This is a genomic window from Rhodococcus sp. OK302 (assembly GCF_002245895.1).
Taxonomy (GTDB): Bacteria; Actinomycetota; Actinomycetes; order Mycobacteriales; family Mycobacteriaceae; genus Rhodococcus_F.
This window is the reverse complement of the sequence record NZ_NPJZ01000001.1, coordinates 4020307-4039889: the sequence shown is the minus strand read 5'-3', so window position 1 is coordinate 4039889 and position 19583 is coordinate 4020307. Positions and strand designations below refer to the sequence as shown.

Sequence of the window (19583 nt, the reverse complement as noted above, 5' to 3'; positions counted from 1 at the left end):
TACCCTTCCGCTCAGGACACTCCCCCCAGTGTGCACTGAGCGGGGGTCGTCACCCGACTCCCCGACCTCCTTGCGGCAGCGGTGAATTGGTTTGGAGGGCGTGAGGTTGTGAGTTTCTGGTTTGCAATGGTGCGAACTAAGACCCCTTCCCGAGATTCGGGAAACTTCATGTTTCCGTAGTTGACTGATATTTGACACTCCGAACATGGAAAGGGTTTCTCGGCGTTCGGGCAGACTTTCGATCTACTTCGAACGCGGGATGACCCTACACCGGCATTCGATCATCAGTTCGAAGGCATCTCCCAAGGAGTGTCGGGTAGTACGTGCCCTGTTTCGAGGAGTGACTTCAAATTGGACAGAACCGCCGGCCAACCCTGGGAAATATCGTTGTACTCCCCCTCGTCGACGAGGTTCTCGTGCATCACGGTGAGCCTCACTATCGCGCCGAAGGGTTCGATAGTGAAGGTCACTTGCGACGAGGTGTCGCCGCTACCGTCGGACGCTGCCCAAGTCGTGACCAGTCGGTGTGGCGGTTCGCTCTCGATTACTGTGCCGACGATATCGGCGATGCCGGACCCGTCGATCCGGCGATGTTCCCAGGGGAATCCACATTCCAGTCCGAAACGTTACTGTGGCCCCAGTATGACGCCGAGATGTCGGCATCGGTGATTGCTTGCCAGACCGCCTCGGGCGAACTCTCGATATACGTGACGTACTTGTAGGTGGGCTTGGTGGTCATGTGTGCCTCCGCCTGTCGTTTGATGTCGCTGAGTGCGCTCAGTCGTGAATGTTCGAACGTATCGATCCACCGTTCCCGAATATCTTCGAGCGGAACGGGATTGAGGTAGTGAAGCTTCTCCCGGCCTTGCCGGACACTGCTCACCAGATTGGCTGCTTCGAGTACGGACAGGTGCTGCGTTGCCGACTGGCGCGTCATTGCGACGCGTTCGCACAGCTCCCCCAGCGTCTGTCCGTTGTTTTCTCGGAGGCAATCGAGCAGGAATCTCCGTGTCGGGTCGGCCAAGGCCTTGAAGACTAGATCGGTCGATGACTCCATGACCCGATAATATGCAGGTATTTACCTGCATGTCTAGTGTCCTGCAACAGACTGGATAGTCCGAACTCTCGATAGTTTGTCGGTTCGTCTCGCTAACCTCGTGATAACCGCAGATCGACACTGTCGGTCGAAACAACTCGAAGAGTTGCGTGATGCGTGAACGAGATCGAGACGGTTACCGAGGTCCATTCATTCGAACCACTAGCAGCGTGGCTCCCGATGAAATACCCACGCCGCGGGGGCTTTCCGTCGTCGATTCCAGAGTCTGATCCAAGTGCGGACCTGCGCGTCGACGAGTACGTCCTGGCCGCGCGTCGCCATCGCCAAGGCGACACCTCCCCTCTCGGCGCGGCAGCACTGTTCAGGCTTCTCACGCGGCAGTGGTACGGACCGGACTCCGAGACGTCGAACTTCGCCGATCACTGGGTCTCCGAGTTCGGGCTCGCCGACGCCTATGTCATGTACTCGAAGGACGGTCCCCCACCCGAGGCCATCGCGCCATTGGGATACGCCAGCGCGCGCATGTACGTCGCCACCAGGTTACGAGCACTGCTCGTGGACGCCGAGGCCGGCGAGTATGAGGCTGCTCGGGCGGTTGCACAGCGACTACGCACGACTGCGGTTCGTGCCATGATCGCCACATTCTTGTTTCCCACGGAACGCGCCTGGGCTGACGAAGTGTTCCTCAGTGGCGCCGAACCTTCGTGGCAGTGGAGGATTCTGACGCTGGCATGATCCATTTGATCGGTTGTCGTCGCGTCAGCACGGGGCCGGCCTCAAGCACGATCTCAAACCGATCTATACCGTCCGACCGAGGCGGGAGCTCGAGCAGCGTTCGACGACCTCGCTGAGCGTTGGGGCGAAACGTCGAGGGCAGTCCCTTGGAGCTAAACCTCAGGCAATCTTTCGAGTAGGTCCGAGATCGATGGCGCCACTGCCGCTTGCCCGCTCGCTTGCCGCGGGAAGGAGTGCGTCGAGAGCCGCGGAGGCTGCCTAATGTCGTTTCTTATTCGCCAAAACAAGAGGCAGCGCCCAAGGGGTGTAGGACTTCGCCGGCCACGGGTGTTCCGGCGAAGTCGAGCGGCAGTAGAAGACTTGTGCTGCAGATTCCGGCTCCAATTATCTTCTTCCGGTTAACGTCTCACGAAACACAAGCGATCGAGACATCACGAAGCCGATGGTGTGGCACTACATCTTGACGTATCGGGCCATCGCGAAGCAGTACAGACCGTAGGTGATGATCCCCAGGCCCGCCAAGACAAGGAGTGTCGCGCCGTACGGCTGGGCTAACAGTGCCTTGAAGGCGCCGTCGAGTCCGGTGGCTTTGTTCGGCGCTGATTGGGCAGCGGCGAGGATGAACAGTAAACCGATCGCCGCGATGGCCAGACCCTTCGCGATGTAACCCACAATGCCCAGTCGTCGTACTAGGTCGCTGGGTTCACCCTTGAGGTCCTTGACGAAGTTCCGGCTGGCTCCCTTGTAGACGTGGTAACCGCCGACCGCGATGACGATCAGGCCGACGACGATCAGCGCGACGGTTCCCGCGGTACTTTGCATGAGGCGGGCGCTCAGGCCCGAGCTCTGGGCGCCACTGGATTTTCCGCTGCCCCGGGCGAACCCGAACGCGGTGAATGCGAAGGCGAAGTAGACCACACTCAAAGAAAAGGCCTTGATGCGGTTGATCACTTCGGATGACGTGCGCTCGGATCCCGGTTCAGACGACTTTCCGAGCGCAGATTCGGCGAGGCGCCACAGTGCCATTACCAGGAATGCGACAACACCTACCCACAGTGCGATCTTTCCGCCCGGCTTGCTGGCTAGTTCCGCCATCGCGCCGGATTGGTCGGTGGCACCAGCAGCGCCGCCCAGGGCAACCCGGATGGCGATGTAGCCGATGATCAGGTGGACGATTCCGCTGGTGACGAAGCCTGCTCGGGCGAATCTTTCGAAGATACTGTTCTGGGCTATCCGGCCCGCCACCGAGGTCAAGTTGTCGTACGACGCTGAGTGATCACCGTCCGAGGATGTCGTAGACGAGTTGGGTTCAGCCATCGCGTTCGCTCCGTCTCGGTCGATGAATGCCGTGAGGTGTGACGGGCGGGGTCCGCTGCGCGGTCCGAAGTCCGATTCGAGCGGCCCCGGCAGGCTGGTCGCCGGCTGGGCGGAACTTGAGTTCGGAGGCGGTCTCCGGTGCGTCGTCCGCGGACGCGGTGAGAAACCAGTCCGGCAATGCCAGTTTGTGGACGGTGCGGAGAACCAGAAGGTATTGCCATGCAAGGGAACCTGTGGTGTAGGGCAGGTCGAACTTCTCGCACAAGGCACGTACCATCGTCGAGATCTCCGCATAGCGATTGCTGGGAAGGTCGGGAAACAGGTGGTGTTCGATCTGATAGCAGAGGTTGCCGCTCATGAACGCCATCACTTTTCCGGCCCGGAAGTTGGCGGTGCCGAGCATCTGGCGTAGATACCATTCCGCTCGGCTCTCATGCTCGAGTTCCGCCAGAGTGAACTTCTCGGCACCGTCGGGAAAGTGCCCGCAGAAGATCACGATGTACGCCCACAGGTTCCGCAGCAGGTTGGCCGTGATGTTCGCTTTCAGGGTCCGTCGCCACCGTCGCCCGCTGAGGATCGGGAAGAACAGGTAGTCCTTTCCCGCCTGGCGGGCGATCTTCCCGAGCAGTGCCCGCGTGTAGGTGGATTTCTCGGTGTCGGTGCCTGCGCGGGCGCGTTCGGAGTACAGGCCATGTAGGGCGATGCCCCATTCGAACGTGGCCGCCAGCAACAGGTTCCGTAGGGGTTGGAGCAGATGATTCGGCTGCCACGGCTGGTCGCGGGTGACGCGGATGACGCCGAAGCCGAGGTCCTCGTCCATACCGACGACGTTGTTGAACATGTGGTGGCGATAGTTGTGGGAGTAGCGCCACTGCGAGGACAGGCCCGCCATGTCCCACTCCCAGTTGGTGGAGTGGATTTCGGGGTCGTTCATCCAGTCCCACTGACCGTGGGACACGTTGTGCCCGATCTCCATGTTCTCGATGCTCTTCGCCGCGGCCAGCGCTGTCGTTCCCAGTGACCAGCCGGTCGTCGTGCGGCTGCCGACTATCAGGAGCCGAGCGGCGGTGTCCAGCATCCGCTGGAATGCGATGGTGCGGCGGATATACGCTGCGTCCGCCGCACCGAGCGAATCGGTGACCTCGCGGCGGATACTGTCGAGTTCGCGGCTCAACTCCTCCACATCTCTACTGCTGAGATGCGAGTATTCCTTGATGTCGGAGATTGCCATGAGGGTTCACCAGTTGTTCGAGACCGAGAACCCGTGGGCTCTGTGGCGTGGGGATGGGACGGCGGTCAGTAGTAGTGGCGTCGGCCACCGACTGCATGGCCCGCCGAGCCCGCGACCATCAGCACGATACCGATGATGAGAAGGATGACCCCGAGATACAGCAGCACGGGGATCGAGAGTATCCATCCGGCGACAGCGAGAATGATTCCGAGGATGATCATGACGAATTCCTAGTTGGTGAATCGACAGAGCGTGAAGTGGAGGTGGGTCCCCGGCATCGCGACGACCCGATCAGGTGGACCCGGGGTTGTCGGGTCAGTGCTTGAAGGCGTCTTTGGCTTTGGCGCCCGACTGTTTGAGGTTGCCCTTGGCCTGATCTTGAGGTTGCCTTCAGTCCTTAGACGGGTGTTGCCGGTAACCCTGCCGACCACTTTCTTGACCGACCCCCCTTTGCGGCTTCAGCCTTGTGGGCGATCTTTGCCGATGCTCATGGCGATGTTTCTGCTTCCTCTGATGTTCGACCGACGGGGATGCGTCGGACACTCCGAGGGGCTAGCGGCCGGACTGTGCCGGTGGTCGTTCGGGTGTGGCACCGAGCCCCTGCCAGAGCACGCGTGCCAGTCCCAAGACGATGATCATGGTGGCCTACGGCGCCACACTGTCGTACCTAGTCAACGCCGCATTCGATGGCGCGTCAACAGTGTAGTTCTATGCTTAAGACCTACAGTGAGAGAAAGGGATAGAGGGTTGCGATGTCGAAAGAGCCAGCCCGTCGCTCGACAAGTCGCGGGGTCGGTAAAGCTGACGGCGGCCCGATCACCCGGCAACGGATCCTTGAGGTCGCGCTCGAGATCATCGATCGCGACGGCATCGAGGCGCTGTCCATGCGTCACCTGGGAAGGCCCTCGGCCGTGATCCGATGACTCTCTATCGGCATGCCCCGAGCAAGTCCGCGCTCCTCGACGGCGTTGCCGAGAGTGTTCTCGACCAACTCAAGGTCGGTGACGGTGACTGGGTCACCGAACTCCGCGCGATCGCGTGGGATTTTCGCCGATTGGCGCTCGACCATCCTCAGGTGGTGCCGCTGCTCGTCACCCGACCGCTCTCGACGCCCCTCGGGCTTCGGCCGCTGGGAACGCTACGCCCACTTGAAGCCATCCTTGCGCTGCTCATTCGGGCCGGCTTCAGTGACGCCGAGGCACTGCACGTCTACCAGGCATTGTTCGGCTTCCTGCATGGGCAAGTTCTCAATGAGCTGCAGAAACTCGTCGAACGGCCCGAGGAGACCGACGACCTGCTGCGCCTGGGGTTGCACCGCCTTCCGATCGGCGACTTTCCCCATCTGCGTGGCATTGCGCCCGTGCTGGCTGCGTACGACGGCGAAGTCGAACTCGAACGTGGTCTCGACATCCTGTTTGCAGGCCTGGCGGCAACTCTGACCGATTCCTACAGTCAAGCGCCGCGGTCGTCTAAACCTGTAGATCGTGTTGTAGGTCTACACCATTGGCGTAGGTCGACCTGCGGAGTTAACTGAAGCGCTTTGCTGCACATCCATGCCGCCACAGTCGCGCATCGTCATCATCAGTAGTGATGCATCGACCTGTTGGGACCAAGATCGTTTTTCGACACTCGGCTGGAATTGTGACCACCGCACGATCCACGCATCTGCTGATATGCAGGTTTCAGGCAGAGCCGAAACTATCATCCACATGCTTTCGGCCGATCTTCTCTACAAGCCGGGGGCGCTTGGCATTGCACCTTCAGCTGAGATGGTAGACAAAGAACCCAGATACAGACTTCCTAGCTCTATCGGAAACCAGTCATCGTAGATAGGCTGGCCCATAATAGCGATGATCTTATTCATTTCAAACTCACCTCCTCTCTCCGTCTAGAGACCGGCAGCATTCGCTACTGCATACAGGGCAGAGGTCCTGCCATCGAAATTGGGACCTGCAATGTAAGCAGGCGAGCCTGGAAGTACTACGCTAACGTGACAGTCCTCGAAACTGGGGTATTTCTTCGAGCTTTATCCAGTTCTCCCGGATCCGGAGTTTATGAGTCGATCCACGGATGATCCGAGCAGGCACAAGATGTAGGTTGGTGAGGGTTTTTAATGTGCCGGGCGGTGGTCGCGCATTGGGACTTGCGGTTAGGACTGTCCGGCACTGAGGAAGAATACTTACTTGATGCTTTTTGAAGGTGATTTTTGACGGACTTGGGTCTTTTCACAGTTGTGATTGTGAGAAGACCTGCACTCTTGCGTGAGTTGTGGTCCTCGGCGTCCGGGTGCGCTAGGACAGATCGTTTGTGCAATATTCAACTAATAAACTGCGCGGAATTCAATATAGTTCCGTATGGCTGCTTCGGTCGGGGATGCCCCGTTCGCCAGATCGATCCCGAAGGTCGAGAGAGGTGGCCTGTCTTATAAACCTACAGTTTTCCGAGACACTGGGCAGGCCAGATTCAGGCTGCAGCTCCCGCAGGATATCCACCACAACATTGTCTCGGAAAGTCATCTCATCGACACTGGTGTCTCACAGTTCCGAAAAAGGGGCTTTTCGAGGCAAAATAGGAGAGTGAGGATGCTCGGCTACACCCGAGTGAGTACGACAAGTCAGAACGCGCAATGCTGGCGGGTTCTCCGGCTCCACGTCGAAGACCACATCCCGCTCGCCGCCATCGCGCGCGAAACCAGGATCAGCCAGCGCACACTGCAACGCTGGCATCAGCTCTACCGGGCCGGAGGCGTCGCTGCACTCGACCCGCACCCACGCTCCGACACCGGTACCCGGCGCACCGCCGCCGAGACGGTGACCTTCATCGAAGGACTCGCCCTGACGAAACCACGCCCCAGCCTCGCGACACTGCACCCGAGCGCCGAGCTATTCCACCGTCCGGAACATCGTGCGGGCCCTGGATCCAGCCCTGGTCACACTTGCACTCGAGGGTCCCGTCTCATACCGAGACCGATACGAACTCGTCCTCCGCCGACGCGCTGATCATCCGAATCAGATATGGCAGGCCGACCACACCGAACTCGACATCCTCATCACCGGCGCCAACGGGAAACCCGACCGGCCGTGGCTGAGCGCCGTGATGGACGACCACTCCCGCGCGATCTGCGGCTACACCGGCGCCCCGTCAGCACTCAATACCGCGCTCTCTCTGCGGCAGGCGATCTGCCGCAAAAGCGAACCAAGCTGGGTTATGTGCGGCATCCCCGACATCCTGCACGTCGATCACGGTTCCGACTTCACCAGCCACCACCTCGAACGCACCGCGATCGCCCTGCACATCCGCATCATCCATTCCATCGTCGGCCGGCCTCAGGGACGCGGGAAAATCGAGCGATTCTTCGGCACCGTCAATACCGAACTCCTGGCAACACTTCCCGGACACCTCGGACCGGGAAGCCGAAAACCGGAACCCACACTCGACCTGCCCGCACTCGATCGCGCGATCGGCGACTTCATCGGCACCTACAACGCCCGACCCCACCGGGAAATCGGCATCTCTCCCCGCGACTCCTAGGTCGCCGACGGATGGCTCCCTCGAATGCCCGACAGTCTCGAAGAACTCGACGGACTCCTGCTCACTGTTCCCAAGCACCGCACGGTCCAACGCGACGGTATCCACTTCCAAGGCCAGCGCTACCTCGCGCCGACACTCGCACCCTTCGTGGGGCGCACCATCACGATCCGCTACGACCCCCCGCGACATCTCCGAGATCCGCGTCTACGACCACGACACCTTCATCTGTGTCGCCGTCGACGAAGACCACCCCAACCTCCGCCTCAGTCTCCGCGACATCGAAGCCGCCCGCCGAGCCCGCCGCCGCGAACTGCGCCACACCATCAACGACCGCATCCCGACCATCGCAGTCCACGAAGAACCACACACTGCCCCGCCCTCACCGCACCGGATCCGGTTGCGCACCTACGAAGAGGACGAATGATGAGCGCGGCCTTCATCGTCACCAAGGAGCACCGACGCTTCACCGAGTTCGCCAATGCCGTTCGGAAGGAGCGAACCCTCGGGATATGCCACGGCGACGCCGGCGTCGGCAAGACCAACTCCGCCCGCCGGTATGCGAACTGGGATGCACTCGAGCCTTACATCACCGAGTGGGGACCACGCGGCGACCAGGACGCCAAGCACTTCGCCCTCGCCAACCGATCCCGCACCGTCTTCTACACCCCAGAAGTTTTACCCCGGCCCAAAGATCTCATGCGCGACATCGATCGTTGGCAGCTCAAAGTCGGTATTTGTGTCGGTGAACATCAGGGATGCCTCGGAACGGTGCCGCACAAGACCAGTCACGCCGCCTACCTGGTGGAACTGCTCATCATTGACGAGGCTGAACGACTTACACCCACAGTGCTCGAGCTCCTCCGTGATCACCACGACCGCACGCACCTCGCGATGATCTTCATCGGGATGCCCGGAATCGACCAACGATTCCGGCACTACCCCCAGCTCTACAGCCGCCTCGGATTCTCCCACCGGTACCGGGCCCTCGGACACGACGAACTCCTCTTCGCCCTCGACCGACATTGGAAACGTCTCCACCGCACCCTGGACCCCGATGACTTCACCGATGCGCAGGCCATCGCCGCGATCGAGCGCATCACGCGAGGCAACTTCCGGCTCCTCGAGCGGCTGTTCCTGCAGATCGCGCGAGTTCTCCAGATCAATCAGCTCGAGGTCATCACCGACGACGTCGTCGAGGCCGCGGCGAGCATCCTTGTTATCGGCACTTAGCGACAGCGAGTGATCGCAGAACGCCGCCACAAAGCGCTGAAATCCACACATATTCGCAGCTCGGAGCTGTCGAAAACCCGTGTCGAGAATCAATGTCGAATCATTGCGAGTGCCAGGGGTTGTCGACGGAATTGAGCGCGATCGGGAACTCGGTCTCTGGGACGATCAATTGCATATCCGTTGGCAAGCCGGCGCGAAGCGATGGCGCGGCAGACACGGACAGACACGAAGGCCTCGAGGTCATTCTCCACCCGAATTTTCGGGTGGTCATGGTGCTTTTGCTCGAACCTCACCACAGTGCAGGTGGCGCGAACGCCTCACGCCCGCGAGCAGCGACAACGGATCCCGTCGAGAACGGTTGGACATCACCGGGACGGGTATACAGCTCACTGTCCGCGTGGTGATGTCGCTTCACGGGGCATGTTGCACAGCGTGGTCGACCGTTCGTGGACCCGCGACCGGACCAGTACACAAAGGAGAAGGAGAAGCCCATGGGTGCCGTCGACAAGGCCAAGAACAAGGCCGAAGAGTTGGCCGGCAAGGCCAAGGAGAAGGTCGGGCAGGCGACCGGAGACAAGGACACCGAAGCCGAAGGAAACAAGGATCAGGCCAAGAGCAACCTGAAGCAGGCCGGCGAGAAAGTCAAGGACACCTTCAAGGACTGATTCCCGTCGACGACTTTTGTCGTCTCGTCGACGAACACGGCCAGGCGGGAACACGGTGCCGAACTGCAGTCCCTACCAGGGTCTCGCGTCAAGTGTTCTAGCCCGTGCGGGCATCGAACCCAGCACGCTGGTGTCAAGCCGAAAACCGGACGATCTACGTGCTTTCTGTGCTCGTTTGGTCGTGGTATTCGCCGAGCAGAATGCGACGACGTATCACTCGCTTTCGAGAAGGAGTGGACTTATGGCCAGTCATGACATGTCTCGTCACGATCCGGGGGGCGCGCACTCGGTGGATCCAATCTCATCGGATGACTACTCGCCACCGACGACCGCGGAGAAAGCCGCCGGTACGACGCCCGGCCGGATGTGGGTACCCCGTAGTCGCGGCGCAATCTCCGGGATACTGCTGATTCTGCTGGGACTGTGGGGTGCGTTAATTCCGTTTGTCGGCCCGTACTTTTCGTTCTCCTTCGTACCGGACGAGGCGTGGACCTGGACATCGGGTCGAGGCTGGCTCGAGGTGCTACCAGGTGCGGTGACCATGGCGGGTGGAGCCTTGCTTCTGTTCAGCGCACATCGTGCCGTCGCCAGCCTTGGCGCCTGGCTCGCCGTTCTCGGTGGTGCCTGGTTCATTGTCGGTCCGACTCTGGCACCGGTCCTGCACACCGGCGACCCGGGTAGTCCTACAGCGATCAGGCCGGCGAGCGAGGCCTTGCAGCAGTTGGCATTCTTCGAGGGCATCGGCGCTGCGATCTTGTTCCTCGGTGCTATGGCCGTCGGGCGTCTGTCTCTTCGCAGTTATCGAGACGTGCAGAGGGCACAGACGTACCCCGCGACGTAGACCCGCCCCACCTCGAATATCCGGAGTATCAGAACACGGAATGGCGCTCGGACCCGCACTCTTGTGGGACCGCGGGGTGGCAGACCGGGCGATGGGCAACCGAATGGCGCTCAGGACCAAGCGTGGACGTGACTTGGAACCAGCGGCAAGACCATGCCGAATCGTCGCCGAGATTGCGGTGTGGTTTTGTCCGGTGTGGGGTGCTCATCGCTCATATGATTCGATCCGCCCCTTTCGAGGTGGGTTTCGTCATGCACCAGGTTTATGCATGCTCGAGCGTGGGCATCTATCGCTTGCGGCAGAAGTCTCCCCTGGGCGGGGGTTTGCCGTGTACGGCCAGCCGTTCCGGCTTTCACTCGTCGGAGGTGGGCCCGAAACCGCGCATCATTCCGGTTCGATGCGTATAGCTCATCGGTGCGCCGCCTTCACAGGCACGCGCCGGTGAGCCGCTTCCCTGACAGAAGAATCCCCCACTCTCGCAACGTGCGGATTCAAGGGAGTGTTGAAACACCGGTGATAAGTTCGCCACCGTCAAAAGTTTCCTCGCCATAGTGGGACACGCGTTCAGCAGCGGAAGGATCGCCGTAATTTGCGTTCCGCAAACAACTGACTACCCCGAGTAGGTTGCGATAGGTGGGGACGTCCGAGGCCACCTGCCGTGACTCCTGCCGTGACTCACTGAGATTCGCCGCCGATGGGGCCTTGGTCGGCTCTGATATCCGAAATCGAACATTGCGATCCTGAGAGTTTCGCCCAATGGTCGTCAGCGGCACCCGCGCTCTGCGGCATGCTGCCCGGACGACTCTGGAATCCACTCAGGAACGTCGAGATTTCCTCTTCTTGTGCGTACCGTCGCAGAAGGGCGGAATAGCTGTTCCGCCGCACCTGCAGAGCGCAACAGTGGCTCGTTCGCGGTTGATCGCGTTGCCGTCGGCGTCGATCAGAGTCGCCGGGCCGCGCACGAGCAGCGGACCGTCCGGGCATACCGTGATCGTGACATCACGATCCTCACATCCAGGATTGGAAACGGAGCTCACATGTCCTCCACAGACCTTGATCGAGCACCATCACACACAACCAACGTCACGACACGCATGCCGATCCCTGCTGCGCGAGGACCGGTCAGTGCGAGGTTGATCGCGGTGCTGTCCGGTTCCGACGCTAACCCTGCGGCCTTCAACGCTGCCGCCCGGGGGTTGGCTGAGCAACACGATGGACGATCGATCCTGTTCGACGAGGACGCACAGCTGACGCTGACACTGCTGTACGAACTGCATCTACAGGGACTTCACGGTGTGTCCGACGATTGGGAATGGAACCTCGACCTGCTCGCAGGACGTGCCGCACTGGAAACGATCTTCGAAGCAGCGGTGTGTGACGTCGTGGGCACGCAGCAGGTCAAGGATGGCGATGTGGTGTCCGCCCTGTGGGCGATGACCGCCCCGTCGGCGGGCCCGAGTATGTCCAAATTCATGGCAACAGAAGCCAGTGCAGACCAGTTCCGAGAGGTGCTTGTCCACCGTTCGCTCAACCAACTGAGGGAATCCGACGTTCACACCTTGGGTATACCTCGACTCGCCGGAGCACCGAAGGCCGCTCTGGTGGAAGTGCAGGCAGACGAGTACGGAGGAGGGCGCCTCGAACGGATGCACTCGACGCTCTTTGCGACGACGATGCGCGAACTCGGCCTCTCGGATCGATATGCGCATTACCTCGACGTCGTTCCGGCGGTGACTCTGGCAGGACTGAACGTGCTTTCGTTCTTCGGACTGCACCGACGCCATCTCGGGGCTTTGGCCGGTCATCTGTGTGCGGTGGAAACCACCTCCTCACTGCCGAGCAAGAATTACAGCGCCGGCCTGCGAAGGCTCGGATTCGACGCTCGCGCCACCTTGTTCTACGACGAGCATGTCGAAGCCGACTCGGTTCACGAGCAGATCGCGGTTCGTAACCTTGCTGGGGGGCTCGCCGAGCAGGATCCCGCAATGGGTAGGAATATTCTGTTCGGCGCGGCAGCGTGTCTGGTGTTCGACGATCTACTGGCCGAACATATTACGGGAAGCTGGGCGCGAGGAGAGTCGTCATTGCGCAGTTCCAGCGCTACGTGTTGACCTCGACATGTGATCGGACGGCGCGAAGGACAACGATCTCTTCCGTGCGTTGCCCCACGGCAATGAGTCCGCGAGCCTCGAACAGTGCTGCGCGCGCGGAAAGTACACGCCCGAAAGGTATTTCCGCTCGGGCAACGATTTCGACTGATAGTCCTTGTTCTTCCAGCATGGCTTGAGTCTTTTCGACCCCGCTCAGTGCCGACTGCGCGATCAACAAGATGCCTGACGCCGCGAGCACCCCGGGTGCTTGCACACAGATTCGATCCAGAAGCATGCGCCCATCCACACCCGCATCCCACGCTCGCTCAATACCCCGAGTGGGCAAGACGTCGTCGTGTGCCGGAACGTACGGCGGATTCGATACCACGACGTCGAAACGCTGATCTCGAACGGGCGAAGTCAAGTCGCCGTATACGACGCGGATCGACAGCCGGCGCAGACGGGCGTTGATCCAGGTGGTGGCCAGTGCGCGTCGGGAAATATCTACCGCAGTGACGCTTCCGGCGCCGGCAGACGCGGCACGCAAGCTCAACGCACCGGCGCCGGTGCAGATGTCGAGAACCCGTGAGCCGGGCCCGAGATTCTCAGCTGCCAAGGCCTCGGCGAGCAACCATGTGTCTTCTTGCGGTGGGTATACGCCTGGCAGACGAAGCAGCATCGGCACTCCTCGAGATCGCGCGGATTTACATCAGTGTCTGGCCGAAGTGATGCCAGGTGGACTCTTGCGTGAACGAGGGCGCCAATTCCGGATCGGATCGGCTTGCGGATCGCACCCTTCGAATGTGCGCTGCGCGGATTCGTCGATCACGTCGGCGACCTTGCCGCGACAGGCAAGCGTGCGGCGTTGAACGATCGCCCCGTTGCCGTGGTCGAGCACCGACGCAAGTGACGTAGTGACCTGCTCGAGTTCGCCGAGTTCGGCGAGTGTCGATGCGGTGTGAGCCAGAAGCCGGCGGACCAAGTGGTGAGCGGGCACCAGACGCTTCCTATTCACGTCCAGCCCGCATCCGGAGAGTCCGTCGCGGGCAGCTCGCCAACACGCCGCGTGAAGTACTGCTTGGTCGACGATCGGCGCGGACTCGCCTCGGCTGATCGCCTTCATCGCCGTGGTGACCAAGGCGTGTACCAGCGCGGCAAATGTCATCGTCTCTTCGACAGTGGCCGGCACGTCACTGATCCGGATCTCGATGGTGGGGAGGTGATCCGATATGCGCACGTACCAATAGACCATGTGCGGATCGAGGATGACTGCAGTCTCGAGCATCGTAGCGACGGCGGCGTCGTAGTCGTGAGGGGACTCGAAGTACGGCGGTGGCCCGGAGCTGGGCCACCGTCCGAACAGGATGTAACGCCAACTGGCGTAGCCGGTATCGACACCGGCACTAATCGGTGAGTTTGCAGTCAAAGCCAACAGAGTCGGCAACCACGGCCGTAGGTGGTTGATTACCTGCACCGCTTGTTCGCGGTCTTCCACGCCGACGTGCACGTGGCACCCGCACATCACACCGGTGGTGAGGGCGCCGAATTGTTCAGCCATCTGCTGATATCTCGGTGTGACGGTGATCGAGTCCGGGGGTGGATCGTAGAACGGCGTTCCCACCGCGAGCAATTGACATCCGGTGCGTGCAGCAGCGTCGGCGGTGACCGCACGCGATTCGCACAGTTGATCGCGAAGGTCGCTGATGTGGGTGCCGATGGATGTGGACGTTTCGATCTGGCAGCGGGAGAGCTCGAGTTGGAGGGTGAGGCCGAGTTCACCAGCCGCGGCGGCAACTTCGGTGTTGCGTAGGCTCGGCCGTCCGGTGTGCGGATCGCAGACGAGAAACTCCTCCTCCACACCGAGTGTGGGTGTCTCTGCGGAGTTTTGGTGGGGAGCGGCCTTTTCCACCATGAGATTTCCTCCAGTTTCGATCCCGGATTCTCAGCATACGATCTTGCTGGGTCTCGCGTCCTTTCCGCTAGGTTGCACACTGCGTTCTCGAGAGATGCTGGCTGCGGCGCACTTCGCCCAGTTTCGTCGGTGCATCGATCGGGTAATTGCGAAATGGGCCGACGATGGCTGCGAAGCGTGCCTCCTCATGATTTCAGGATGGAGAGTGTGGTGACCGATGAGAACGGGGGCATTCCCGTGGACGATGAACGCACGATTCGGTCGCATGCCGGTGAGGCGATCACCGACGGACGCAACTTTCCCGGATATCTACTGATCGGACTTGGGTTGGTGACGCTCGGATTGACCTTGGTAGCAGCAGGTTACGGATTTCGGGGCTGGGCGTTGATCGCTGGGGTCGTATGTGTGGTGTCCTTCGTAGTTGGAGTGCTCGTCATTGTGAGAGAACACCGTCGCGTCAAGCAACTCGAAGGTCAAACGCTCTTCGATCAAGAAGGACATTGAGAAGGAGGACCAAGACGTTCAAGTGAAACGGGAACTCGTCCGTTCTGGTTTCGAGAATGTCCCGGCGGGTAATTGCGATGTATGTGTGCACGAGAGAGAACGGGCGGCAGGACTACGCCGGTCAGACACGACCGCGGAGGTGCTTTCGGCAGGACCACGGACAGTGACAACCTCGCGGCGGTAAGCGACTCGTCCGGTGCGGCGGCGCGGTCATCGAAGACAGCGAAAAGGTCAACCGCCGCTTCCGTCGGGGCTTCGGGGCGGCTGCCACGCAGGCGACCGCTACCGCCCAGGCCACCGGCTGCCGCGAAATCATCCCCAACCTCGTCCCGTGGCAGCGTTTCAGGCGGGAAGAATTCGGCGCCTCGACCGTCACGAGCCGATGCCGCCGCCGAACCCGCGTCGGGCAGGCCCCGCCGGCGGCGCCCCGACCGTGCCGCATCCCCAGGACGTGCGCGGTCCTCCGAAGTCACCGTGAAGCCAGTGGCTCGGACGTCTGCCCGAGATAAGTCCCGCACGTCCGCACCCCCCCGATCCACCGCGCAGAATCGCACGCGTCGACCAGACCAGCCTTCACAGGAGACCACAGGCGACCAGCCTTCGGAGGCTCCTCGCGGCCGAGTGGCGCGGTCGGTCGAGGCGATCATCGAGTGGTTGAAAACCTACGTTCGCCGACAGCTGGACGCGGTGCGAGACCGCGGTGAGACGGTGACGAGGAAAATTCAACAGAAAATCCGGGATGGGATGGATACGCTCGTCGACGGGGTCGCACGCAGCCCGGGGATGAAAGCCGGGCTCGCAGGCATTCGGGCGGTCCTGACGGGCAAGAATCCTGCGTGGGCCGCGATCAAAGCGCTGGTGACCGGACTGAGCGGAAAGACCAAGATCGCCCTCGCACTGCTCCTGATCCTCGGACTCCTACTCGGTCCGGTACTGCTCGTGGTTCTCCTACTGGCGCTCGTCGTCGCGGCTGTAGTCGCAGCGGTGCGGTCCGGTGCCGAGTGACATGACGACCGGCGAGAGTTGTTGAGCAGCAACACTGTTTCGTAAAAATACCTAGATGCTCGGCGCGGTCGACAACGGAAGCGCCGAGCAAGAAAATCGACATGTTTGGGCCTTCCACACCAATGCGCTACCCCCGGCGTTGCGTCGGGGTGAGCGGATGAATCCGTCACCGGCTCCGGGACACAACAAGTCACAATTGTCGTGGTCGGGAGATCACAGCAGCCAACTGGCGGATCGCCGCCGGCCAGGCTTTTCGGGCAGGTAACGACTGCGCACCGTCGCCGCGCGGGAGTTGGCCGAATCGAGGGGTCGGCAGCTGGTTGAGTGTGTTGCGAGTGGGTAGTCGAAAATGGCGCCTCCCTTACCGCGCACGGTTTTGCGAACACATTCCCGAGCATGGACCTGCGACACAATGCCGCGACGTTGGCAAGAGACGCGCCTGTGACTACTCGGCAAAAGGGGTTCGACGATGAAAACCAAAGGTCAGGTGGCGTTGGCCGTCGGCGCGGGATACGTGCTGGGCCGCACACGCAGAATGAAGATGGCGCTGATGCTCGCCGGTGCGGGGGCGACCGGACGCTTCCCTGGGGGGCCGCGTAACTTACTCGAACGCGGCACCAAGATGCTCGCGGGTTCCCCCGAGTTCGCCAAGTTCAGCGACTCGGTTCGGGAAGAGCTGGTCAGCGCGGCGAAGGCCGCGGCGGTTACCGCCGCAAGTCGGCGCATTGATTCGCTCAACAACCGACTCCTCTCAGGCGGTGGAGCAGCCGTGGACACCGTGGACGACACCGTGGGCGGGATCGGCGACTCGGTAGGCAAGCTCAGCAAGGTCGGAAAACTCGGTGCTAAGCGCCGCGGTCGGTCTCAGAACGACGAGTACGACGAATCCGAAGTCGACGAAGAGCCGGACGAGCCGGACGACGACGAGGAAGACGAGTACGAGGAGCCCGACGAGGAAGAAGCCGCTGACGAGGAACCGGCGCCACGTAAGCGGCCCGCTGCGCGCCGGCGGACGTCCAACAACAGCTCGGGGCCGACCAGCAGGTCGCGGCCCGCGAAATCTGACGAGGATGACGAAGAAGTTCCGTCGCGCGGTCGCCGGACACGGGCCAAGGCGACGACTGATTCTGCGCCCGTCCGGCGAGGAGGACGGTGATAGCGATGACGAACGCCGCGAATCAGCAAGGAGAATCCGTATCGGGCGACGGGCAGGGATCGTCAGGTGTGTTGCAGGGTGCAGTGCAGAGGCTGGTCGGCACGGTGGCCGACAAGGCACTCTCGTCGGTCTCGGACAAGGTGCAGAACGCATCGGGCAGGCTCGCCGACTACGCCGAGGGTGGCGGTGGAGGACTGATTTCCGCTGTTACCGGTTCCGAGAAAAAGTCCGAGAAGCAGACAGAGGGTGAGTCACCGATCAAATCTGCGGTGAGCGGAGGCTGGGAGGGCGCCAAGCAGATGGTCAAGGACAAGGCTTCCGACGTCAAGGAGGCCGTCACCGGTGGTGGGAGCACGGGCGGCGGCAAGGGCAAGAAGCTCAAGTTGACCAATATCGTCGAATCAATCGATGTGGGCGCCCCAGTCCAGTTGGTCTACAACCAATGGACTCAGTTCGCCGATTTTCCGTCCTTCATGAAGAAGGTCGAGCGGGTCGAGCAGGAATCGGAGGAGAAACTCGAGTGGAAGGCGCAGGTCTTTCTGTCGCACCGAACCTGGGAATCGTCGATCATCGAGCAGGTTCCCGATGAGCGGATCGTGTGGAGCTCGAAGGGTGCCAAAGGTTTTATCGACGGTGCGGTGACGTTCCACGAGGTGACTCCCGATCTCACTCGAATCATTTTGATACTCGAGTATCACCCGAAGGGCCTTTTCGAGAAGACGGGAAACCTGTGGCGTGCTCCGGGGCGACGAGTTCGGCTGGAGTTGAAGCACTTTGGACGCCATCTCATGACGCAGGCTGTCCTCCATCCCGACGAGGTGGAGGGCTGGCGTGGGGAGATCCGGGACGGCGAGGTGGTCGAACTCGAAGAAGCCGACGAGGCCGACGAGGCCGACGAGGCCGACGAGGAGTCGGAGGAAACCGCGGAGGACGAGGCTGAGCCGGACGATGATGACGATGATGATGACGAGGAGGAAGCCCCGTCGCCGCCGAAACGCCGCAGACCTCCGCGTAAGACCGCAGCCGCTGATGAGGACTCGGCACCCCCGAAACGGCGTGGCCGATCGAGTAAGAGTGCGCCCGCCAGTTCCAGACAAGGCGCAGAGCGATGACGGCGATACAACCGGCGGGCGGAGGCGGCGGAGTCAGCGGCGGCCCCAGCTCCAGTAGCCTCGCCGACGTCATCGACACCATCCTCGACAAGGGCCTGGTAATCGACGCCTACGTACGCGTCTCCCTGGTCGGCATCGAACTGCTGACCATCGACGCACGCGTCGTCGTCGCCAGCGTCGACACCTACCTGCGTTTTGCGGAGGCCGCGAACCGACTCGAAGTCGGCAGTGGTGAGCCGCAGGGCCTGACAGACCTGGTGGGATCGGTCACCGAGGGCGGCGCCAAATCGAAAACCAAGGGCGCGCTCGAGGCAGCTGGTGAGAAACTCGGCGACATCCTCGGAGGCGGGCAGGAAGAACCTGAGCGCGAACGGGTTTCGCGTAAGTCCACTCGAGGTGATATGTGATGTCGACGTCAAACCAGAGCACCGATTCACCCGAGGAACCGCGCACCAGCGGTGTCTACGTGTACGGCATCGTGCCCGCGGACATGGAAGCCGAAGAGGATGCGGTCGGCGTGTGTGACGGCCCGGTCACCATCGTCAAGCACGGCGGCATCGCAGCACTCGTGAGCGAAATCTCGGTGGACAGACCGCTCGGGAAACCCGAGGACCTGCAAGCCCATGCACACCTACTGGACGGCACATCTCGTGTGGCACCCGTACTCCCACTTCGTTTCGGTGCGGTCATGACCGATGAAGAGTCCGTCGAGAAGGAATTGCTCGCAGCACACGCCGACGAGTTCGCCGCGGCGCTGCAGGAACTCGAAGGTCGAGCCCAATACGTCGTCAAGGGACGGTACGTCGAGCAGGCAATCCTTCGTGAAGTGATCGACGAGAGCGAACAAGCCGCCCAATTGCTCGGCGCGATCCGCGATCAGCCCGAGGAAAGTACCCGCGATGCCCGGATGGCGCTCGGCGAGATCGTAAGCAACGCCATCGTCGCCAAGCGGGACGCCGACACGGGCAAGGTGCTCGAGGCACTCGACTCGCTGTCCGATTCGGTCAACGTACGGGAACCGACTCACGAGGAAGAGGCCGCGCAAGTGGCCGTCCTCGTCGAGGTGGCCCGGCAGGAAGAACTCGAGAAGGCGGTGGGGGAACTGGCCGAGCAGTGGGACGGCCGGGTCGACATGAGTCTGCTCGGACCTCTCGCCGCCTACGACTTCGTGGTGACCCAGAAGTCGGAGGGCTGACC

20 protein-coding genes and 3 pseudogenes are annotated in these 19583 nt (G+C 61.5%); 15 read left to right on the top strand and 8 right to left on the bottom strand.

What is annotated here, in order from left to right; all coding sequences use genetic code 11:
- Positions 1-284 precede the first annotated feature (284 nt).
- A pseudogene (locus tag BDB13_RS18640) lies at positions 285-1057 on the bottom strand (ArsR/SmtB family transcription factor).
- A 219-nt stretch (positions 1058-1276) separates the two neighbouring features.
- On the opposite strand from BDB13_RS18640, the gene BDB13_RS18635 reads away from it, so the two are divergent.
- On the top strand, positions 1277-1792 hold the full coding sequence (locus BDB13_RS18635; RefSeq protein ID WP_141210656.1) for a hypothetical protein: 516 nt from the start codon (positions 1277-1279) through the stop codon (positions 1790-1792).
- A 453-nt stretch (positions 1793-2245) separates the two neighbouring features.
- On the opposite strand, the gene BDB13_RS18630 is transcribed toward BDB13_RS18635, so the two are convergent.
- From BDB13_RS18630 to BDB13_RS32165, 3 genes are all read right to left on the bottom strand, one after another.
- Positions 2246-3109 carry a DUF1206 domain-containing protein gene (locus BDB13_RS18630; protein ID WP_094272943.1) on the bottom strand — a complete coding sequence of 288 codons (864 nt, stop codon included), beginning with the start codon at positions 3107-3109 and terminating at the stop codon, positions 2246-2248.
- Entirely contained in the window at positions 3102-4340 is a 1239-nt protein-coding gene (locus tag BDB13_RS18625; RefSeq protein WP_094272942.1) for a fatty acid desaturase family protein, read from the bottom strand. The genes BDB13_RS18630 and BDB13_RS18625 overlap by 8 nt, the downstream gene beginning before the upstream one ends.
- Before the next feature lie 65 nt (positions 4341-4405).
- Entirely contained in the window at positions 4406-4561 is a 156-nt protein-coding gene (locus BDB13_RS32165) for a DUF6131 family protein (RefSeq protein ID WP_094272941.1), read from the bottom strand.
- Between the two features lie 531 nt (positions 4562-5092).
- On the opposite strand from BDB13_RS32165, the pseudogene BDB13_RS18615 reads away from it, so the two are divergent.
- The 4 genes and pseudogenes from BDB13_RS18615 to BDB13_RS33005 form a co-directional block, all read left to right on the top strand.
- Positions 5093-5874, top strand: a pseudogene (locus BDB13_RS18615) (TetR/AcrR family transcriptional regulator).
- A gap of 820 nt (positions 5875-6694) precedes the next feature.
- Positions 6695-7339, top strand: a complete 645-nt coding sequence (locus BDB13_RS33590; RefSeq protein ID WP_369597452.1) for a helix-turn-helix domain-containing protein — start codon at positions 6695-6697, stop codon at positions 7337-7339.
- On the top strand, positions 7245-7871 hold the full coding sequence (locus tag BDB13_RS33010) for a DDE-type integrase/transposase/recombinase (RefSeq protein WP_254922867.1): 627 nt from the start codon (positions 7245-7247) through the stop codon (positions 7869-7871). The genes BDB13_RS33590 and BDB13_RS33010 overlap by 95 nt, the downstream gene beginning before the upstream one ends.
- 24 nt (positions 7872-7895) lie before the next feature.
- Positions 7896-7991 (top strand): annotated as a pseudogene (locus BDB13_RS33005) (hypothetical protein); the annotation flags it as partial.
- Between the two features lie 40 nt (positions 7992-8031).
- Here BDB13_RS33005 and BDB13_RS33000 read toward each other — a convergent pair.
- Complete coding sequence (locus BDB13_RS33000; RefSeq protein WP_254923070.1) at positions 8032-8238, bottom strand: hypothetical protein; 207 nt, start codon at positions 8236-8238, stop codon at positions 8032-8034.
- A 53-nt stretch (positions 8239-8291) separates the two neighbouring features.
- Between BDB13_RS33000 and BDB13_RS18605 the strand changes: the two genes are divergently transcribed.
- The 3 genes from BDB13_RS18605 (at position 8292) to BDB13_RS18595 (ending at position 10607) form a co-directional block, all read left to right on the top strand.
- A complete protein-coding gene (locus tag BDB13_RS18605) occupies positions 8292-9101 on the top strand; it encodes an AAA family ATPase (RefSeq protein WP_254923035.1) in 810 nt (269 codons plus the stop codon).
- Between the two features lie 491 nt (positions 9102-9592).
- Positions 9593-9766 (top strand): CsbD family protein, encoded by a 174-nt coding sequence (locus BDB13_RS18600; protein WP_094275016.1) that lies wholly within the window; start codon positions 9593-9595, stop codon positions 9764-9766.
- Between the two features lie 241 nt (positions 9767-10007).
- Positions 10008-10607 (top strand): hypothetical protein, encoded by a 600-nt coding sequence (locus BDB13_RS18595; protein WP_176459611.1) that lies wholly within the window; start codon positions 10008-10010, stop codon positions 10605-10607.
- An 815-nt stretch (positions 10608-11422) separates the two neighbouring features.
- On the opposite strand, the gene BDB13_RS18590 is transcribed toward BDB13_RS18595, so the two are convergent.
- Positions 11423-11644, bottom strand: a complete 222-nt coding sequence (locus BDB13_RS18590; RefSeq protein ID WP_094272939.1) for a CDGSH iron-sulfur domain-containing protein — start codon at positions 11642-11644, stop codon at positions 11423-11425.
- Between BDB13_RS18590 and BDB13_RS18585 the strand changes: the two genes are divergently transcribed.
- Positions 11645-12718 (top strand): iron-containing redox enzyme family protein, encoded by a 1074-nt coding sequence (locus BDB13_RS18585; protein ID WP_094272938.1) that lies wholly within the window; start codon positions 11645-11647, stop codon positions 12716-12718. It begins immediately after the preceding gene.
- Here BDB13_RS18585 and BDB13_RS18580 read toward each other — a convergent pair.
- Together BDB13_RS18580 and BDB13_RS18575 are read right to left on the bottom strand one after the other, a co-directional pair.
- The gene (locus tag BDB13_RS18580) at positions 12708-13376 is read right to left on the bottom strand and encodes a HemK2/MTQ2 family protein methyltransferase (RefSeq protein WP_094272937.1); all 669 of its coding nucleotides are present in this window, start codon (positions 13374-13376) and stop codon (positions 12708-12710) included. The two genes, BDB13_RS18585 and BDB13_RS18580, sit on opposite strands and share 11 nt — an antisense overlap.
- Positions 13377-13406: 30 nt before the next feature.
- Positions 13407-14609 carry a glutamate--cysteine ligase 2 gene (locus BDB13_RS18575; RefSeq protein WP_094272936.1) on the bottom strand — a complete coding sequence of 401 codons (1203 nt, stop codon included), beginning with the start codon at positions 14607-14609 and terminating at the stop codon, positions 13407-13409.
- Between the two features lie 198 nt (positions 14610-14807).
- Between BDB13_RS18575 and BDB13_RS18570 the strand changes: the two genes are divergently transcribed.
- The 6 genes from BDB13_RS18570 to BDB13_RS18545 all read left to right on the top strand — a co-directional run bounded on the left by BDB13_RS18570 (position 14808) and on the right by BDB13_RS18545 (position 19581).
- On the top strand, positions 14808-15113 hold the full coding sequence (locus BDB13_RS18570) for a hypothetical protein (RefSeq protein ID WP_094272935.1): 306 nt from the start codon (positions 14808-14810) through the stop codon (positions 15111-15113).
- 744 nt (positions 15114-15857) lie between these two features.
- Positions 15858-16118 carry a hypothetical protein gene (locus tag BDB13_RS18565; protein ID WP_254922866.1) on the top strand — a complete coding sequence of 87 codons (261 nt, stop codon included), beginning with the start codon at positions 15858-15860 and terminating at the stop codon, positions 16116-16118.
- A 469-nt stretch (positions 16119-16587) separates the two neighbouring features.
- On the top strand, positions 16588-17274 hold the full coding sequence (locus BDB13_RS32160; RefSeq protein WP_094272933.1) for a hypothetical protein: 687 nt from the start codon (positions 16588-16590) through the stop codon (positions 17272-17274).
- 5 nt (positions 17275-17279) lie between these two features.
- Positions 17280-18386 carry an SRPBCC family protein gene (locus BDB13_RS18555; RefSeq protein WP_094275015.1) on the top strand — a complete coding sequence of 369 codons (1107 nt, stop codon included), beginning with the start codon at positions 17280-17282 and terminating at the stop codon, positions 18384-18386.
- Positions 18383-18793 carry a gas vesicle protein GvpJ gene (gene gvpJ / locus BDB13_RS18550; protein WP_094272932.1) on the top strand — a complete coding sequence of 137 codons (411 nt, stop codon included), beginning with the start codon at positions 18383-18385 and terminating at the stop codon, positions 18791-18793. The genes BDB13_RS18555 and gvpJ overlap by 4 nt, the downstream gene beginning before the upstream one ends.
- A complete protein-coding gene (locus BDB13_RS18545; RefSeq protein WP_094272931.1) occupies positions 18793-19581 on the top strand; it encodes a GvpL/GvpF family gas vesicle protein in 789 nt (262 codons plus the stop codon). The genes gvpJ and BDB13_RS18545 overlap by 1 nt, the downstream gene beginning before the upstream one ends.
- The last annotated feature ends 2 nt before the right edge of the window (positions 19582-19583 follow it).

Excerpts from the sequence above, each read along its gene's own strand:
- BDB13_RS18635 (WP_141210656.1), top strand. The coding sequence starts at position 1,277 with ATGAAATACCCACGCCGCGGGGGCTTTCCGTCGTCGATTCCAGAGTCT.
- BDB13_RS18630 (WP_094272943.1), bottom strand. The coding sequence starts at position 3,109 with ATGGCTGAACCCAACTCGTCTACGACATCCTCGGACGGTGATCACTCA.
- BDB13_RS18625 (WP_094272942.1), bottom strand. The coding sequence starts at position 4,340 with ATGGCAATCTCCGACATCAAGGAATACTCGCATCTCAGCAGTAGAGAT.
- BDB13_RS32165 (WP_094272941.1), bottom strand. The coding sequence starts at position 4,561 with ATGATCATCCTCGGAATCATTCTCGCTGTCGCCGGATGGATACTCTCG.
- BDB13_RS33590 (WP_369597452.1), top strand. The coding sequence starts at position 6,695 with ATGGCTGCTTCGGTCGGGGATGCCCCGTTCGCCAGATCGATCCCGAAG.
- BDB13_RS18605 (WP_254923035.1), top strand. The coding sequence starts at position 8,292 with ATGATGAGCGCGGCCTTCATCGTCACCAAGGAGCACCGACGCTTCACC.
- BDB13_RS18600 (WP_094275016.1), top strand. The coding sequence starts at position 9,593 with ATGGGTGCCGTCGACAAGGCCAAGAACAAGGCCGAAGAGTTGGCCGGC.
- BDB13_RS18595 (WP_176459611.1), top strand. The coding sequence starts at position 10,008 with ATGGCCAGTCATGACATGTCTCGTCACGATCCGGGGGGCGCGCACTCG.
- BDB13_RS18585 (WP_094272938.1), top strand. The coding sequence starts at position 11,645 with ATGTCCTCCACAGACCTTGATCGAGCACCATCACACACAACCAACGTC.
- BDB13_RS18580 (WP_094272937.1), bottom strand. The coding sequence starts at position 13,376 with ATGCTGCTTCGTCTGCCAGGCGTATACCCACCGCAAGAAGACACATGG.
- BDB13_RS18575 (WP_094272936.1), bottom strand. The coding sequence starts at position 14,609 with ATGGTGGAAAAGGCCGCTCCCCACCAAAACTCCGCAGAGACACCCACA.
- BDB13_RS18570 (WP_094272935.1), top strand. The coding sequence starts at position 14,808 with ATGGAGAGTGTGGTGACCGATGAGAACGGGGGCATTCCCGTGGACGAT.
- BDB13_RS18565 (WP_254922866.1), top strand. The coding sequence starts at position 15,858 with ATGGATACGCTCGTCGACGGGGTCGCACGCAGCCCGGGGATGAAAGCC.
- BDB13_RS32160 (WP_094272933.1), top strand. The coding sequence starts at position 16,588 with ATGAAAACCAAAGGTCAGGTGGCGTTGGCCGTCGGCGCGGGATACGTG.
- BDB13_RS18555 (WP_094275015.1), top strand. The coding sequence starts at position 17,280 with ATGACGAACGCCGCGAATCAGCAAGGAGAATCCGTATCGGGCGACGGG.
- gvpJ (WP_094272932.1), top strand. The coding sequence starts at position 18,383 with ATGACGGCGATACAACCGGCGGGCGGAGGCGGCGGAGTCAGCGGCGGC.
- BDB13_RS18545 (WP_094272931.1), top strand. The coding sequence starts at position 18,793 with ATGTCGACGTCAAACCAGAGCACCGATTCACCCGAGGAACCGCGCACC.